The following is a 14629-nucleotide window of genomic DNA, read 5'->3' on the forward strand; positions in this document are numbered from 1 at the left end:
ATGACTCCTATTTTAAAAACTAAAATTTTAAGGGTTTGCGATGCTAAGATTGCTCAAAAAGGAGATGATGTTGGTCTTTCTTTTTATGCCTTTTTCAAAAATAAAAATGACAATCCAGAATTATTAATGGAAGCTGCAATCTGGTGGATTCAAACGCATCAATTAGACCATTTTGAAAAAGCCATAAAAATTAAGAAATTAGTTAAGCAACTGTAATGGAAACACAGAAGAATAATCCGCTTCATGGTATAAAGTTAGAACAAATTATAAGCGATTTGCAAGCCCATTATGGTTGGGAATATATGGCTTACCAGATAAATATTCGTTGCTTTACGCATGATCCTTCAGTAAAATCAAGCCTAAAATTTCTAAGACGCACACCTTGGGCACGAACCAAAGTTGAGCAGATGTATTTAAATTATTTGAAGAATATCAAATAGCTATAAGTTATGTTCAGTAAGAAAAGTTGCAAGTTTTTTACCTTTCTTTTTACTTAAGTAGCGACGCAAAACACCTCCTTTTACACTATTGACATCAAATTCTATGATGAATGCATGTTCATCTATGTCAGCCACAATGCGATACATTTTTTTGATGTCAATACGATTAATAATGGTATGAATGATATCAAAATCTTGAATATTTCCTTTACTTCCAAATCCTTTCTTTCCTTTGTAAATAGTCATTCCTGCTCCTAATTCTTTTAAGATGGCTAGTTTGATCGCTTCATATTCTTTCGATACGATGGTAATTCCTATAAAATCTTCAAAACCTTCTATGATTAAATCGGTAACTTTAGCTGTGACGATGTAGGTGAGAATAGAATAGAGAGCAACTTCAACGGTTAATAAAAAGGCTGTAATGCTAAATAAAATCAAATTAAAAACTAAGATGACTTTACCTATACTTATCCCAAAACGATCATTTATAAATACTCCTAAAATTTCAGAACCATCTAAAACAGATCCATTTCTAATTGCGATTCCAATTCCTAAACCTAAAAATAAGCCTCCAAAAATGGAAATTAAAAGTTTGTCATCTGTTAAGGTTTCAAAGTTTTCAAAATGAATAAATAGCGCTAAGCCTAAAATACTAATGATAGATTTCATTATAATTCGTTTTGAAACAGTATAATAACCTAGTATCAAAAACGGAATACTAAAAATGATTAACAGATAAGACAGGTTAATATCTACAAACGTTTTAATTAATAATGCAACACCAGTAACGCCTCCATCAAGGAAACCATTTGGTAATAAAAAAGCATTTAAACCAATACTTGCAAATACAATAGCTGCAAACAGTTGAAAATACTCAGACAGTGATTTGTAAATTTTAGTACGTTTTGAAAGCATAGGTTTTGTATTTTAAATGAATACTTTTAATATTTTAAAGTTTTTTAAAAACGACAACGTCTTGATAACTGCTGTCTTTTGAATAATTACTATGGTCTTTCCAATAGCCATCAACAATAGTTACTAGTTGAAGATTTTCTCTGTCTAGCATGGTGTTTAAAGTGGTTTTATGGATGGCAATATTTCCAGACTTTACATCTTCATTCATTAAACGATAACCATTTTTTTTAATTGGAAATTTGAATTTGTTTTCAGTGCTAATATGGTTTTCATTTTCATCATCATATAGGAAAAAAGTAGAGAAAGCCAATCCGTCAGTTTTAAGAACTCGGTATATTTCTTTAAAATAATTTTGAATCTCATTAATTTGCATGTGCGTAAAAACTGAAAACGAGAATATTTTATCAAAGCAGCTTTTATCGTATGGAAACACAAATTCTTCGGCTTTTAAAGCTGAAGTATTGTACAAATCATTAAATAGTGGAACATATTTAAACTCAAAGTTTGAGAAATCCTTACCAATTTTAGAATTGCACCAATCGACACCGAGTTGAACAACATCAAACCCTTTGTAATGACCTTCTGGCTCAAGATATTCTGTTAATGCAATAGCCGTTCTTCCAATACCACTACCTATATCTAAAACGGTATCAGTTGGTTTTAAATTGATGTGATTTTTTAATAAAGTAAGTTGTTGTTTACCTTGTTCAATATAAGCTTTTGCATTTGCTGGAGATCCAGTATATATAGAGCCTCTGGGTGGAACATACTGATGACGCTTACCTTGAATTTTATCCAATGTATCTATTGGAAAATAGTATAAACGTCTCATTAAAAAGCGATGTTTAGGAGTTAAGCTATACCAAAATTTCCTTAGAGATTCTTTGTTCATAAAAACGGTTAATTGTTAAGTTGTCTTAATCCTTCATAAATGACAATACTTACAGCATTTGCTAAATTTAAACTTCTGATATGCTCACTATATAGAGGAATTTTGTACAACTGATTTTTATAGGTTTCTGATAGTGATTTTTTTAATCCAACAGATTCTTTTCCGAAGATAAGAAACAAATTATGTTCAAAAGAAATATCCCAATGCGATTTATGACCATGACTTGAAAAGAATGCAAATGTCTTGTCATATTGAATTCTGAAAAAATCTTCAATAGATTCATATATAGTAACATCTAAATGTTGCCAGTAATCTAATCCTGCGCGTTTTAATCTGCTGTCAGACAATTCAAACCCAAAAGGTTTCACAAGATGTAATTTTGAGCCTGAAGCCAGAGCCAATCGACCAATATTACCTGTGTTGTTTGGGATTTCTGGTTCAAATAAAACGATATTAAGCGCCATTTTTACGAAAAGATTTTACAAATATGATACGAATGAGAAGCAGCCATGGCAATCCATGAAGTAAGACATCAAACCAATCTTGGAGTTGCATGCCATTTGCACCTCCAGCAATCCATTTTAATTTTCCCCAAATATGAGGTTGAGGAAAAAAAGGTGCCAAACCTAAGGTTAAGCATAATAAAATGATGAGTTTGTAATTGTTGAGTAATTCCATAAATAAAAAGCCTATTCAAATGTAATGAATAGGCTTGAGAAATCAGGTGTGTTTTCTAATTAGCTATTGGTTTTATTTTGTTGTTTTTTTATCGTTTTTTCATCGATATCAAAATCGTTTGTTTCTTTCTTAGTATATCCTTTCGGATTTGTTGGAGTAGTTTGTTCTACTGTTCTTTCGAATTTCTTTTTATCTTTTATAATTCCCATATCTTTAGTTTTTTATTGTTCACTAAAATATAAAAAAAGTATTCCAATAGGACTCATAAAAACTCGTTAACATTGAGTTTTATAATGTTAAACTATCTTAAAAACAAGCGATTAGCTTATTGAAGTTTTAGTTGATTTAAATCAATGCCTACAATGTCTAGATCTTCATAAAAGACATAGTAATCATTGTCGAGAAGTAATTTTTCTAAAGTGGTTTTCTGTTCATCACTTAAATTGACAACTTCAGCTTTGACAAGTTTTGGATGGAATTTCGAAAAATCAAACATAGTTACAATTTCGTAGTCATAACCTTCTGTATCAGATTGGAAATAATCAAACTCTTTAATATTATAGTCATTAATAATATCCATTAAAGGAGCTGCTTCTACTTTTTCTTCAATGATATCTTCTTCTTTTATAAAGTCATGTTTTGCAAGGTGATTTTTATCAAATGAAGCCATTCCTTTTACCCAATCGGGATAAGTTTCTATTGTGTTTTTATCCATTTTGTAAATACTCACATGAGTTGCGGTTCGGTGAACAGCTTTGTTGATTTTTAAAATGTTGTCATATGATTTGTAATTTTCTGATAATTCATCAAAGTATTCTTTTATAGGTTCGATGAGTGCTCCTGAAATATTGCGATTGACTACAAAATCATATAAAAAGTCGAAACTTTTACCATCATTGGCGCCTATTTGTAAAAAACTGAAAGAACTGTTTTTCGGATAATTTTTTCTAAGGATTCTCTTTGTTGAAAATAACCTCTTTCTAAAAGATTTAAAAATCCCTAGTGATTGATAGGTGTTAGCTAAAAATAAAAGAACTTTATTTCTAAATTTCATAACTGATAGTGAATTGTTTCAGGCAAATATAATTGGAAGTCTTTAAAATTAATAATTATTAACGATTTTAGATATAAGTAAATTAAAGATGCTCTATGTGGTTGTCCTTAATGGAATGAATGAACGATGATATACTCTTGATTTTTTCACATTTCAAATGTTTAATAAAAGCACTTCCAATAATAGCACCTTTACTGTACTTTGTAGCTTGAGTGAAAGTCTCATTATTCGAAATACCGAAACCTACGATGAGTGAATTTTTAAGATTCATACCTGCAATACGTTTAAAGTACGAAGTCTGTTCATCTCCAAACCCTGAATTACTTCCAGTTACACTTGCCGAACTTACCATATAAATAAATCCGTTTGAAATTGAATCGATAAAATGAATACGTTCAGCAGAGGTTTGAGGTGTGATTAAAAATACATTGATTAAGCCATAGGCTTCAAACGTAGCTTTGTATTGCTCATTATAAACATCAACTGGTAAATCAGGAATTATGAGGCCGTCGATACCAATCTCCTGACATTTTTTGCAAAACGCTTCAACACCATATTGCAGCATAGGGTTGAAATAGCCCATAATTATCAACGGAATAGAAACCGTTTTGCGAATATCTTTTAACTGATTAAAAAGAATTTCGGTAGTCATTCCATTTTTTAAAGCTTGAGTAGAACTTGCCTGAATGGTTGGCCCATCGGCTAAGGGATCGCTAAATGGTAATCCGATTTCTATCATATCGACACCGCTTTTTTCAAGGTTTTGAATGATGGGAACGGTATCATTTAAATTAGGGTATCCTGCTGAAAAGTAGATGGAAAGAAGCTTTTTGTCTTCTTTTAGTTTTTTGTTTATTCTATTCATTGTTTTTAATTTCTAATCTAGTGAAATGCTGAAATCGAAGATTCATGAATACCTTAATTTGAAATAGATATTTATGAATAAACGAGTTCAGCATGACGTACTTTTTATTAACATTCGTCAATCTGAACTTGTTTCAGTTTCTCATTATTTATTCTGCGTTAAGGATTGAGGCATTTGTTGGAGCTCCTCGTAGAGAGCGACTGCCGAAAGCCTGACCCTTGTGGTAACGCTATAATTCTATAATTTAAAATAATCAATATAATTCTGTAAATCTTTATCGCCTCGACCAGACAGATTAATGATTACGATGTCATCTGTTTTAAATGATTTATGTTTAAAAATGGCTAAAGCATGTGAGCTTTCAATAGCAGGAATAATGCCTTCTAACTGGCTCAATTCTAAACCAGCAGTCATAGCTTGGTCATCTGTAATTGAGAGAAATTCAGCACGACCAGATTTGTACAAATGCGCATGCATTGGTCCAACACCAGGATAATCCAAACCTGCAGAAATAGAGTAAGGCTCAGTTATTTGTCCGTCGTTAGTTTGCATCAGCAAGGTTTTACTTCCATGAATAATACCTTCGCGACCTAAAGCAAAAGTGGCAGCACTTTTACCAGAATGAATGCCTTTTCCAGCTGCTTCAACAGCAATGAGATTTACATCTGTGTGGTCTAAATAATGATAAAAAGCACCAGCAGCATTGCTTCCTCCACCAACGCAAGCTACCATGTAATCTGGTTTTGTCGTGCCTTCTTTATCGTTGAGTTGCCATTGAATTTCTTCGGAAACTATAGCTTGAAAACGCGCCACCATATCTGGATAAGGATGAGGTCCGACAACACTTCCAATAATATAATGTGTATCTACAGGATTATTTATCCAATCACGAATGGCTTCATTAGTTGCATCTTTAAGCGTACGACTTCCAGATAAAGCTGGTCTTACTTCTGCACCTAACATTTTCATTCGAGCTACATTTGGTGCTTGACGAGCAATATCAATTTCTCCCATATAAACGATACATTTCATTCCCATTAAAGCACAAACTGTTGCTGTTGCTACACCATGTTGACCAGCTCCAGTTTCAGCTATAATTCTTGTTTTGCCTAAACGTTGCGCCATTAAAATCTGACCAATAGTATTATTGACTTTGTGTGCTCCTGTATGATTCAAATCTTCACGTTTGAGATAGATTTTTGTATTGTATTTCTCACTGAGTCGTTTGGCAAAATAGAGTGGAGAAGGACGACCAACATAATCTTTTAATAATTGGTCGAATTTTTTTTTGAAAGAAGCTTCAGCCATTATCTTGAGGTAGTTTTGTCGTAATTCTTCTACGTTTGGATAGAGCATCTCTGGAATGTATGCACCTCCAAATTCACCATAGTAGCCTTTGTTATTAATGTTATATGTTTTCATAAGTTGTCATGCTGAGTGCAATCTCAGCATCTCATTTTTTTCTTTTTTACATATTCCGCATCATGTGCAGAATGACAATTCTCTTTTAAATGATTTTAGTTGTTCTAAATTTTTCAATCCAGCTTTAATTTCAAATTTACTGTTCACGTCAATGGCATAGCAGTATTTAGATTCCTGACTTCGCAAGAATGACAACACGTTTTCAATTTCGTTTAAACCAATACCACCACTTAAAAAGTATGGTTTTGTAGATGGATAATTTTTTAAAATATCCCAATTAAAGAGGTAACCATTTCCTCCTGGCTGTTTCCCTTTGGTATCGAACAGAAAGTAATCACAAACAGCTTCATAAGGTTCTAAAGTGTTAAAATTGAAAGAGTCTTTAATTGAAAACACTTTTATAATTGTACAATTCAGGTCATGAAGTTGTTTACATAGTTCTGGAGATTCATTACCATGTAATTGCACACCTTGTAAATCGTGTTTCTTTACAATGCCTTTTATGTCATCAAAAGTTGCATCGACAAATACGCCAATTTTTTTGATGTGCTCAGGTAATTCTGGAATAACACCATTAAAATAACGAGGTGAGTTTTTGTAGAAGATGAAGCCCATAAAATCTGTATTTAATTGAGCAACATTCCATATGTTGTCTTTATATTTCATTCCGCAAACTTTCAGTTTCATCGTTGTAAATTTTTAATAAATTGAGTTGCACTTGCTCCTGGATCATGAGTTTTCATAAAATTCTCTCCAATTAAAAATCCTTTATAACCATATGGCTGTAATATGTTAATGGCTTCAATGTTACTAATGCCACTCTCAGAAACTTTTACAAAATCGTTAGGGATTAATTCACTAAGTTGTTTGCTGGTTTCCAGGCTTACTTCAAACGTTTTTAGATTTCTATTGTTAACACCAAGCATGTCTATAGTTGGTGTAACTGATTTTTGGAGTTCCTCTTTACTGTGTACTTCAAGTAACACCTCTAATTGTAATTGTTTTGCTAATTTTGAAAATTGCTTAATTTCATTGGTCGTTAAAATAGCTGCAATTAATAAAATAGCATCAGCTCCATAGGCTTTGGCTTCCAGTATTTGATACTCATCGATGATGAATTCTTTTCGAAGCAATGGTAAATTACAACTGGAACGTGCAGTTAGTAAATCGTTTAAACTTCCTCCGAAATATTTTCCGTCTGTAAGTACAGACATACCACAAACACCGGCGTTTTCGTAGCCTCGAGCAACATCAAACACGTTTAAGTTTTGATTGATCATCTGTTTTGATGGTGAACGACGTTTATGTTCTGCGATAACTCCTGTGTTACTATGTCGCAATTTATTTGCTAATGAAATGGTATGACGCTCAAACAAAACAGATTGCTCTAATTGTTTTACAGGAATAAGTTGCTTTCGGAAGTTGATTTCGATGCGTTTGTCGTTTGTTATTTTATCTAGAATATTCATTTTCTTCTAATTGTCATTGCTAAGCAAATTTTATGTACTGTGGCAATCTATTTGTTTTAATAGATTACCACGTTGCGTTGCTCCATATAACGACATTTTTATTTATTTACTTAACTCGATTAATCGCTTTAAACTATTTTTTGCTTTACCACTTTCAAGGCTTTCTTTAGCCATTTGAAATCCGTCTTGATGTGATATTTTATGTATAGTAGCAATCGCTAAACCAGCATTGGCACAAACCACATTGTTTTGTGCTTTAGTCCCTTTATTGTTAATGATATTTTTGAAAATTTTGGCAGCATCATTAACTGTTGTGCCTCCATAAATCTCAGATTGTTCAATTTGATTAATTCCTAAGTCTGACGGATTTAACATTGTTTCAGAAGTATTAGATATAATTCTCGTATTACCAGTTAAAGAAATTTCATCATAACCATCTAATGCATGTACAATGCTGTAATGTTTATCTGTGTTTTGGTATAAATAACCATAGATTCGTTGCAATTCTAAATTAAACACGCCAACCATCTGGTTGTTAGGAAACGAAGGGTTTACCATTGGGCCAAGCATATTGAAAAAGGTTTTAACGCCAAGTTCTTTTCTGATGGGAGCAACATTTTTCATGGCTGGATGAAATAGAGGTGCATGCATGATACAGATTCCGGTTTTATCAATCGTTTGTTTTAATTTGTCAACATCATTAGTGAATTTAACACCTACAGCTTCCATAACGTTAGATGAACCTGATGAAGACGATACTCCATAATTACCATGTTTAGCAACTTTTATTCCAGCACCTGCTGTTATAAAAGATGCCAAGGTTGAAATGTTGAATGTATTTTTTCCATCACCACCAGTGCCACATAAATCAATTGTATTGAAATCTGATAAATCTACAGGAATACAGAGTTCCAATAAAGCATCGCGAAAGCCTTGTAATTCTTCAATAGTGACGCTTCGCATCATATAAATAGTTAAAAAAGATGCAATCTGACTTTGGTTGTATTTTCCGTCTGATATATCTACCAATACACGTTTAGCTTCTTCGCTTGAGATGCTTTCATGATTTATTAATCTGTTAAGTATTTGTTTCATATTGTCATTCCTACGAAGGCAGGAATCTTTTTAATTCAACTTCAATTTATTTAATGGATTCCGCATCAAGTGTGGAATGACAGTGTTAACTGTTTACCCAATTTTCTAAAATTTGTTTTCCGTTTGGTGTTAAAACCGATTCTGGATGGTATTGTACACCTTTGACATCGTATCGCTTATGTCTTAATGACATTATTTGTCCGTTACTATCAAAAGATGTCGCTTCTAATACTTCAGGTAAATTTACATTAACAGCCCACGAATGATAACGGCCAACTTCAATAGATTTATCCATATTTTTAAATAATATTTCATCATCAACTGTGATGTTGACTCTAGTAGCTACGCCATGATACACCTCTTCAAGATTAACAAGTGAACCTCCAAACACTTCAGCGATAGCTTGTTGTCCTAAGCAAACACCTAAGATGCTTTTAATTGGTGCATACCTCTTAATGATGGCTTTTAAAAGTCCTGCTTCATCAGGAATTCCTGGACCAGGAGATAATACAATCTTTTGAAATGCAGCAACGTCTTCTAGAGTTAATTTGTCATTTCGTTTTACGGTTACGTCGCAGTTTAAGTCCTCTAAATAATGGACTAAATTATAGGTAAAACTGTCGTAGTTATCTATTACTAATACTTTCATATTTCTGCCTGCGAAAGCAGGTATCTTTTTATATTAATTCAATTTATTTTGGATTCCGCATCAAGTGCGGAATGACAATTGTTTTAACTCTTTCAATTGATTTGGGACCTGATTTTTTATTTTGGTTGAGTCCCTTTTTCTGTTTTTAATATTCTTTATTTTTTCTCAAAATTTACTTTCAGTTCTAATTTGCGTTAAGGATTGAGGCGTTTGTTGGAGCTCCTCATAGAGAGCGACTGCCGAAAGCCTGACCCTTGTGGTAACGCCATTATTTTAAATATCTTCTGCCATTTTAATCGCTTTAGTTAAAGCACCTAATTTATTATATACTTCTTGTAATTCGTGTTCTGGGTTGGACTTTGAAACTAATCCAGCTCCAGCCTGCCAATGCAATTTGTGGTTTTTACTCATAAAAGTTCTTATCATTATGGCATGATTATAATTACCTTCAAAATCCATAAAACCAATGGCACCACCATAAAACGTTCGACTTGTTTTTTCGTATTTTTCAATCAATTGCATTGCTTGATGTTTTGGAGCTCCACTTAATGTTCCAGCAGGAAATGTATCTGCTACAACTTGCATGGTAGGTGTATTGGTATGAATTTTTCCAGTGACTTTACTTACTAAATGAATCACGTGCGAGAAGAATTGTGCTTCTCTGTAGGTGTCTACTTTAACCTGACTTCCATGTCTGCTTAAGTCATTTCTTGCCAAATCAACCAGCATGACGTGTTCAGCATTTTCTTTATCGTCTTCGGCTAGTTTTTTTGCTAAGATTTGATCTTCTTCATCATTTCCAGTTCGTTTAAATGTGCCAGCAATTGGGTGAATTTCGGCTTGACCTTTATTAACTACGAGTTGCGCTTCTGGAGAGCTTCCGAAGATTTTAAAGTCGCCATAATCGAAATAAAATAAATAAGGCGACGGATTAATACTTCGTAAAGCACGATAGACGTTAAACTCATCGCCTTTAAAATCTTGAGAAAACTTTTTAGACAATACCAATTGAAATACATCACCTCGAGCACAATGTTCTTTAGCCAGTTTTACATGCGCTTTATATTCAGCATCTGTAAGGTTTGATGAGATATTTGAATTTGTTTTAAAATTATAAGACGCAAAATTTTTGGAACTAATTAAGCGAAGGATGTCATCAATATTATTTTCGGCTTCAAAACAATGCGCAAAAATGTATGCTTCATTTTTGAAATGATTAATGGCAATTATATTCTGATATACTGCATAATATATATCTGGAATGACTAAGGAATTTGGTTTTTTGCTAATCTCAACATCTTCGAAATATTTTACGGCATCATAAGCTGTATAACCAAAAATACCATTATTGATAAATTTAAAATCAGCTTCAGAATTTACTTTAAAACGTTTTGTGAATTTGTGAATCTCGTCGGTAACTGAAACTTTTGTGGTGTAGTTCTTTTTAGAACTGCCATCAGGATATTGTTGCTCAATAGTATTATCATTGACTTTTATAGATGCAATTGGGTTAAAGCAGACATAGGAAAAGCTGTTATCGTTAGCATGATAATCACTACTCTCTAATAGAATGCTGTTTGGATATTTATCTCTAATCTTAAGATATATGCTAACAGGAGTAATGGTATCTGCTAAAATCTTTTTATAGTGTGTATACAGGCTAAATGTTTTCATTTTTTTTAATTAAAAAAGGCTTGTCGTGAATGACAAGCCTTTTAGATATTTTTAATTTAAATATACGATAGGATCAGTTCACGAAGATTGATTTTCGAGAATTCCACCACCATGTATGATTTAAAATTGTGTTCATTGTTGTTATAAAGTTCAAATATAGAAATGAATTGTTACAATTTAAAATTTATTTAAAAAATAAAAAAAGATTCCCATTATTTTGGGAATCTTTTTTTCAAGTGGAACTATTAATCAACGTATAGGGTTAAAAGGTTAAGTTTACATTTAAATCAAATTCGTCGTAAATAGCTTTGTCTTTTAAATCATCGAAAAAGCTACCAGATTTATATTTAATGCCATATTTTGTTCTATCAATCTTAAAGCTAGCCGTTGCACTGTTGTCTTTAATTGTCATTTGAAACGTTGCAGGTTTTGTGATTCCTTTGATAGTTAAATCTCCAAAAACTCTGTATGTACCTTTATCACCAGTAACGTTGTTGATTTTGAACATGGCTTTTTTATGGTTGTTTACACCAAAGAAATCATCAGATTTTAAATGACCTTCTAATTTTTCCTTTCCGTTGCCAGCTTCTAAGTCGGTTACTGTAATTGATGTCATATCTATGGTAAAATTCCCACCAGTTAGCTTTTCGCCTTCAAACATTAAAGTTCCTTCAGACAAGTTAATGGTGCCTTCATGCGATCCTGTTACCTTATGACCTTTCCAGGTGATATTGCTATCTTTTACATTGACACTTTTTTCTGATACAGTTGTAAATGATACAATTGTAAGTGCAAAAAGCATGATAAATCCAGTTTTAAGAATGTTGTTTTTCATTGTTCGTTTTGTTTAAGTTTTAATAATAATTTGTTTAATTGTTCTAATTCAGTTTTGGATAGGTTTGAGGTAATGTTTTTTTCAGTTTGGTCGATAATTATATCTAATTTTTTTAAACTATCTAAGCCTTCTGAAGTAATATAAATTTCAATTTTACGTCTGTTTTCTTCACACTGATTACGTTTTACAAATCCCTTTAAAATAAGTTTGTCAACTAAACGCGTCGTGTTACTCATTTTATTTACCATACGTTCTTGAATGTCTTGAAGATTAACAGGATTTCCTTTTTGTCCTCTCAAAATCCGTAAAACATTAAACTGTTCTAAAGAAAGATCGTGAGGCTTTAATACACTCAATAAATCGTTCTTTATCGAGGTATTGGTTAAAAACATGTTTATGACTGTCTGTCTAGACAATGGCAATTGCGATGTTGTTTTTAATCTGCGTTCTAATTCTCTCATATACAACAATTGTATATACAAATGTAATGCAATTATTGAGTGGTTTGTCTAATTTTTTGTTAAAGTTTTAAAATGACACCACAGGATTAATAACTTTATCTCATGAAGTATATATTAGTAACCATTTTGATGTTGTTATTCTCTTGTAAAAATGCAACAGAAAAAGAACAAATTGCTGAGATAAACCAAGAAATAGATACAGAAATATCTCTTGAAGTGTATGATTTTAATGGTTTGCAACAGTTTTTGAATACTAACGATGATAAAACCTATGTTGTTAACTTTTGGGCAACCTGGTGTGCACCTTGTATTAAAGAGTTACCCTATTTTGAAAAACTGACTAAAAACTACTCAAAAAATGTTGAAGTGATTTTAGTCAGTCTTGATTTTCCTAGTAAGTATGACACTAAATTAAAGCCTTACATCGCAAATAATAATTTAAAATCTAAAGTAGTTGCATTAAATGATGTAGATTCAAATACCTGGATTCCAAAAGTTGATGAAAGCTGGACAGGGGCTATTCCTGCAACGGTAATCTTTAATAAAAACAAACGTAAATTTTACGAAAAGTCATTTAATTATGACGAATTAGAAACTGAAGTTAAACAATTCCTTAAATAATATAAAACCATGAAAAACGCACTTAAAACACTTTTTGCAGTATTAACGTTAGCTATTCTTTCCTCATACACGTATTTAGGTGGAGGTCATGGTTATCATGTTGGTGATGTAGCAACCGATTTTGAACTCGAAAATATTGATGGTAAAACCGTGTCGTTATCAGATTTTAATTCTGCTAAAGGCTTCATAGTAATATTTACATGTAATACATGTCCTTATGCTGTTGCTTACGAAGATCGTATTGAAGCATTAAATAAAAAGTATGCAGATTTAGGATATCCTGTTATTGCTATTATGCCAAACAATACTGAAGTTAAACCTGGTGATAGTATGAAAGCAATGCAGGCACGTGCTAAAGCAAAAGGGTTTACATTTCCCTATTTAATGGATGAAGGTCAGAAAATTTATCCGCAATATGGAGCAACAAAAACACCACATGTGTATGTCTTAGAAAAGACTAACAAAGGCAATGTTGTGAAATACATAGGTGCCATAGATGATAATTATCAAGATGCCAGTGCAGTAACAAAGACATATGTTGAAGATGCAGTAGATGCTTTACTTTCAGGAAAAGAAATTAAAGAAACTCAAACCAGAGCAATAGGTTGTTCTATTAAAGTTTAATCTGAAAAAAATATAATTTTAACAATCCGAGGTGTAACACTTCGGATTTTTTTTCGTCTTTATCTAAAGGAAATGTTAAATTTGCATGGTTTTTGATATTTATTATTTTATAAAATTATTATGGCAGATTTATCACAACACGAGTGGATTACAAAACTAGAAGCAGACAATAACGCTGTAGTTTTAGACGTTAGAACACCAGAAGAGGTTGCAGAAGGCATCATACCTAATGCAATTCACATTGATATTTTTAAAGGACAAGGTTTTATTGATGAAGTTCAGCAGCTTGATAAAACCAAAACGTATTTTGTGTATTGCAAAGCGGGAGGACGAAGCGGTCAAGCCTGTGGTGTTATGAATCAACTCGGATTTAACAAAACATACAATCTATTAGGAGGCTTCAGCGAATGGGAAGGTGAAGTATCTTCATTATAAATCAAAATCAATCAAAAATGAAAAAAATCAGTATCGTTCTTAGTCTTATTTTCGCACTATCACTTACCAATTGCGAAAAAGAAACACATTCAGAAATTAAAGTCATTTCTCCAGAAGAAATGCAAACCCTTTTAGAATTAGATGATATTCAAATTGTAGATGTACGCACTCCAGAAGAATATAGAGAAGGGTTTATTGCTAATTCTCAAAATATCGATTTCAACTCACCTACATTTGATGAAGATATTTCTAAATTAGACATCACAAAACCAGTTATTTTGTATTGTAAATCGGGAGGACGAAGCGCAAAATGTTCCAAAAAATTAAAAGAAGCTGGATTTGTAAAAATATATGATTTAAAAGGAGGCATCACGCAGTGGAAATTTAAAGGTCTTGAATTAAAAACTTTAGAATAGCAACTTATTTAATCCGCTTATAAACCGAACAAATTGTTCGGTTTTTTTTGTTTAAAAATTGATATTTGTTAATCAACACTTAAT

The 14629-nt window shown here is 32.2% G+C and carries 21 protein-coding genes; 6 read left to right on the top strand and 15 right to left on the bottom strand.

Going from position 1 to position 14629, the window contains the following annotated elements; translation table 11 throughout:
- Together ACRHNM_RS10690 and ACRHNM_RS10695 are read left to right on the top strand one after the other, a co-directional pair.
- Entirely contained in the window at positions 1-216 is a 216-nt protein-coding gene (locus ACRHNM_RS10690) for a DUF6500 family protein (RefSeq protein ID WP_431136407.1), read from the top strand.
- The gene (locus tag ACRHNM_RS10695) at positions 216-440 is read left to right on the top strand and encodes a VF530 family DNA-binding protein (RefSeq protein WP_431136409.1); all 225 of its coding nucleotides are present in this window, start codon (positions 216-218) and stop codon (positions 438-440) included. The genes ACRHNM_RS10690 and ACRHNM_RS10695 overlap by 1 nt, the downstream gene beginning before the upstream one ends.
- Here the strand turns inward: ACRHNM_RS10695 and ACRHNM_RS10700 are convergent, their stop codons facing one another.
- The 15 genes from ACRHNM_RS10700 to ACRHNM_RS10770 form a co-directional block, all read right to left on the bottom strand.
- Entirely contained in the window at positions 441-1355 is a 915-nt protein-coding gene (locus tag ACRHNM_RS10700; protein ID WP_431136411.1) for a YitT family protein, read from the bottom strand.
- 34 nt (positions 1356-1389) lie between these two features.
- Entirely contained in the window at positions 1390-2187 is a 798-nt protein-coding gene (locus tag ACRHNM_RS10705) for a class I SAM-dependent methyltransferase (protein WP_431136413.1), read from the bottom strand.
- Positions 2188-2255: 68 nt separating this feature from the next.
- The gene (locus ACRHNM_RS10710) at positions 2256-2711 is read right to left on the bottom strand and encodes a tRNA (cytidine(34)-2'-O)-methyltransferase (protein ID WP_431136415.1); all 456 of its coding nucleotides are present in this window, start codon (positions 2709-2711) and stop codon (positions 2256-2258) included.
- Positions 2701-2925: a hypothetical protein gene (locus tag ACRHNM_RS10715; RefSeq protein ID WP_431136417.1), complete on the bottom strand. Its 225-nt coding sequence runs from the start codon at positions 2923-2925 to the stop codon at positions 2701-2703. The genes ACRHNM_RS10710 and ACRHNM_RS10715 overlap by 11 nt, the downstream gene beginning before the upstream one ends.
- A 59-nt stretch (positions 2926-2984) precedes the next feature.
- Positions 2985-3134, bottom strand: coding sequence for a hypothetical protein (locus tag ACRHNM_RS10720; protein ID WP_431136419.1), 150 nt, complete (start codon positions 3132-3134; stop codon positions 2985-2987).
- A 116-nt stretch (positions 3135-3250) separates the two neighbouring features.
- Positions 3251-3979, bottom strand: a complete 729-nt coding sequence (locus tag ACRHNM_RS10725) for an FkbM family methyltransferase (protein ID WP_431136421.1) — start codon at positions 3977-3979, stop codon at positions 3251-3253.
- A gap of 82 nt (positions 3980-4061) precedes the next feature.
- Entirely contained in the window at positions 4062-4844 is a 783-nt protein-coding gene (gene trpA, locus ACRHNM_RS10730; protein WP_431136422.1) for a tryptophan synthase subunit alpha, read from the bottom strand.
- A 237-nt stretch (positions 4845-5081) separates the two neighbouring features.
- The gene (trpB, locus tag ACRHNM_RS10735) at positions 5082-6266 is read right to left on the bottom strand and encodes a tryptophan synthase subunit beta (RefSeq protein ID WP_431136424.1); all 1185 of its coding nucleotides are present in this window, start codon (positions 6264-6266) and stop codon (positions 5082-5084) included.
- Positions 6267-6326: 60 nt separating this feature from the next.
- Positions 6327-6953 carry a phosphoribosylanthranilate isomerase gene (locus tag ACRHNM_RS10740; RefSeq protein ID WP_431136426.1) on the bottom strand — a complete coding sequence of 209 codons (627 nt, stop codon included), beginning with the start codon at positions 6951-6953 and terminating at the stop codon, positions 6327-6329.
- On the bottom strand, positions 6950-7735 hold the full coding sequence (gene trpC, locus ACRHNM_RS10745; RefSeq protein WP_431136428.1) for an indole-3-glycerol phosphate synthase TrpC: 786 nt from the start codon (positions 7733-7735) through the stop codon (positions 6950-6952). Before trpC ends, ACRHNM_RS10740 begins: the two co-directional genes overlap by 4 nt.
- A gap of 102 nt (positions 7736-7837) precedes the next feature.
- Complete coding sequence (gene trpD, locus ACRHNM_RS10750) at positions 7838-8830, bottom strand: anthranilate phosphoribosyltransferase (RefSeq protein WP_431136429.1); 993 nt, start codon at positions 8828-8830, stop codon at positions 7838-7840.
- 85 nt (positions 8831-8915) lie between these two features.
- Positions 8916-9479 (bottom strand): anthranilate synthase component II, encoded by a 564-nt coding sequence (locus ACRHNM_RS10755; RefSeq protein WP_431136430.1) that lies wholly within the window; start codon positions 9477-9479, stop codon positions 8916-8918.
- Positions 9480-9752: 273 nt separating this feature from the next.
- Positions 9753-11153, bottom strand: coding sequence for an anthranilate synthase component I family protein (locus ACRHNM_RS10760; RefSeq protein WP_431136432.1), 1401 nt, complete (start codon positions 11151-11153; stop codon positions 9753-9755).
- A gap of 262 nt (positions 11154-11415) precedes the next feature.
- Positions 11416-11988 (bottom strand): YceI family protein, encoded by a 573-nt coding sequence (locus ACRHNM_RS10765; protein ID WP_431136434.1) that lies wholly within the window; start codon positions 11986-11988, stop codon positions 11416-11418.
- Positions 11985-12449: a MarR family winged helix-turn-helix transcriptional regulator gene (locus ACRHNM_RS10770; protein WP_431136436.1), complete on the bottom strand. Its 465-nt coding sequence runs from the start codon at positions 12447-12449 to the stop codon at positions 11985-11987. The genes ACRHNM_RS10765 and ACRHNM_RS10770 overlap by 4 nt, the downstream gene beginning before the upstream one ends.
- Before the next feature lie 102 nt (positions 12450-12551).
- Between ACRHNM_RS10770 and ACRHNM_RS10775 the strand changes: the two genes are divergently transcribed.
- From ACRHNM_RS10775 to ACRHNM_RS10790, 4 genes are all read left to right on the top strand, one after another.
- Complete coding sequence (locus tag ACRHNM_RS10775) at positions 12552-13070, top strand: TlpA family protein disulfide reductase (RefSeq protein WP_431136437.1); 519 nt, start codon at positions 12552-12554, stop codon at positions 13068-13070.
- 9 nt (positions 13071-13079) lie between these two features.
- A complete protein-coding gene (locus tag ACRHNM_RS10780) occupies positions 13080-13694 on the top strand; it encodes a thioredoxin family protein (RefSeq protein ID WP_431136438.1) in 615 nt (204 codons plus the stop codon).
- A 120-nt stretch (positions 13695-13814) separates the two neighbouring features.
- Positions 13815-14129, top strand: coding sequence for a rhodanese-like domain-containing protein (locus ACRHNM_RS10785; protein WP_431136440.1), 315 nt, complete (start codon positions 13815-13817; stop codon positions 14127-14129).
- A 17-nt stretch (positions 14130-14146) separates the two neighbouring features.
- The gene (locus ACRHNM_RS10790; RefSeq protein WP_431136441.1) at positions 14147-14545 is read left to right on the top strand and encodes a rhodanese-like domain-containing protein; all 399 of its coding nucleotides are present in this window, start codon (positions 14147-14149) and stop codon (positions 14543-14545) included.
- Positions 14546-14629: the final 84 nt, after the last annotated feature.

It is taken from the genome of Psychroserpens mesophilus (assembly GCF_050617655.1).
Lineage (GTDB): Bacteria > Bacteroidota > Bacteroidia > Flavobacteriales > Flavobacteriaceae > Psychroserpens > Psychroserpens mesophilus_A.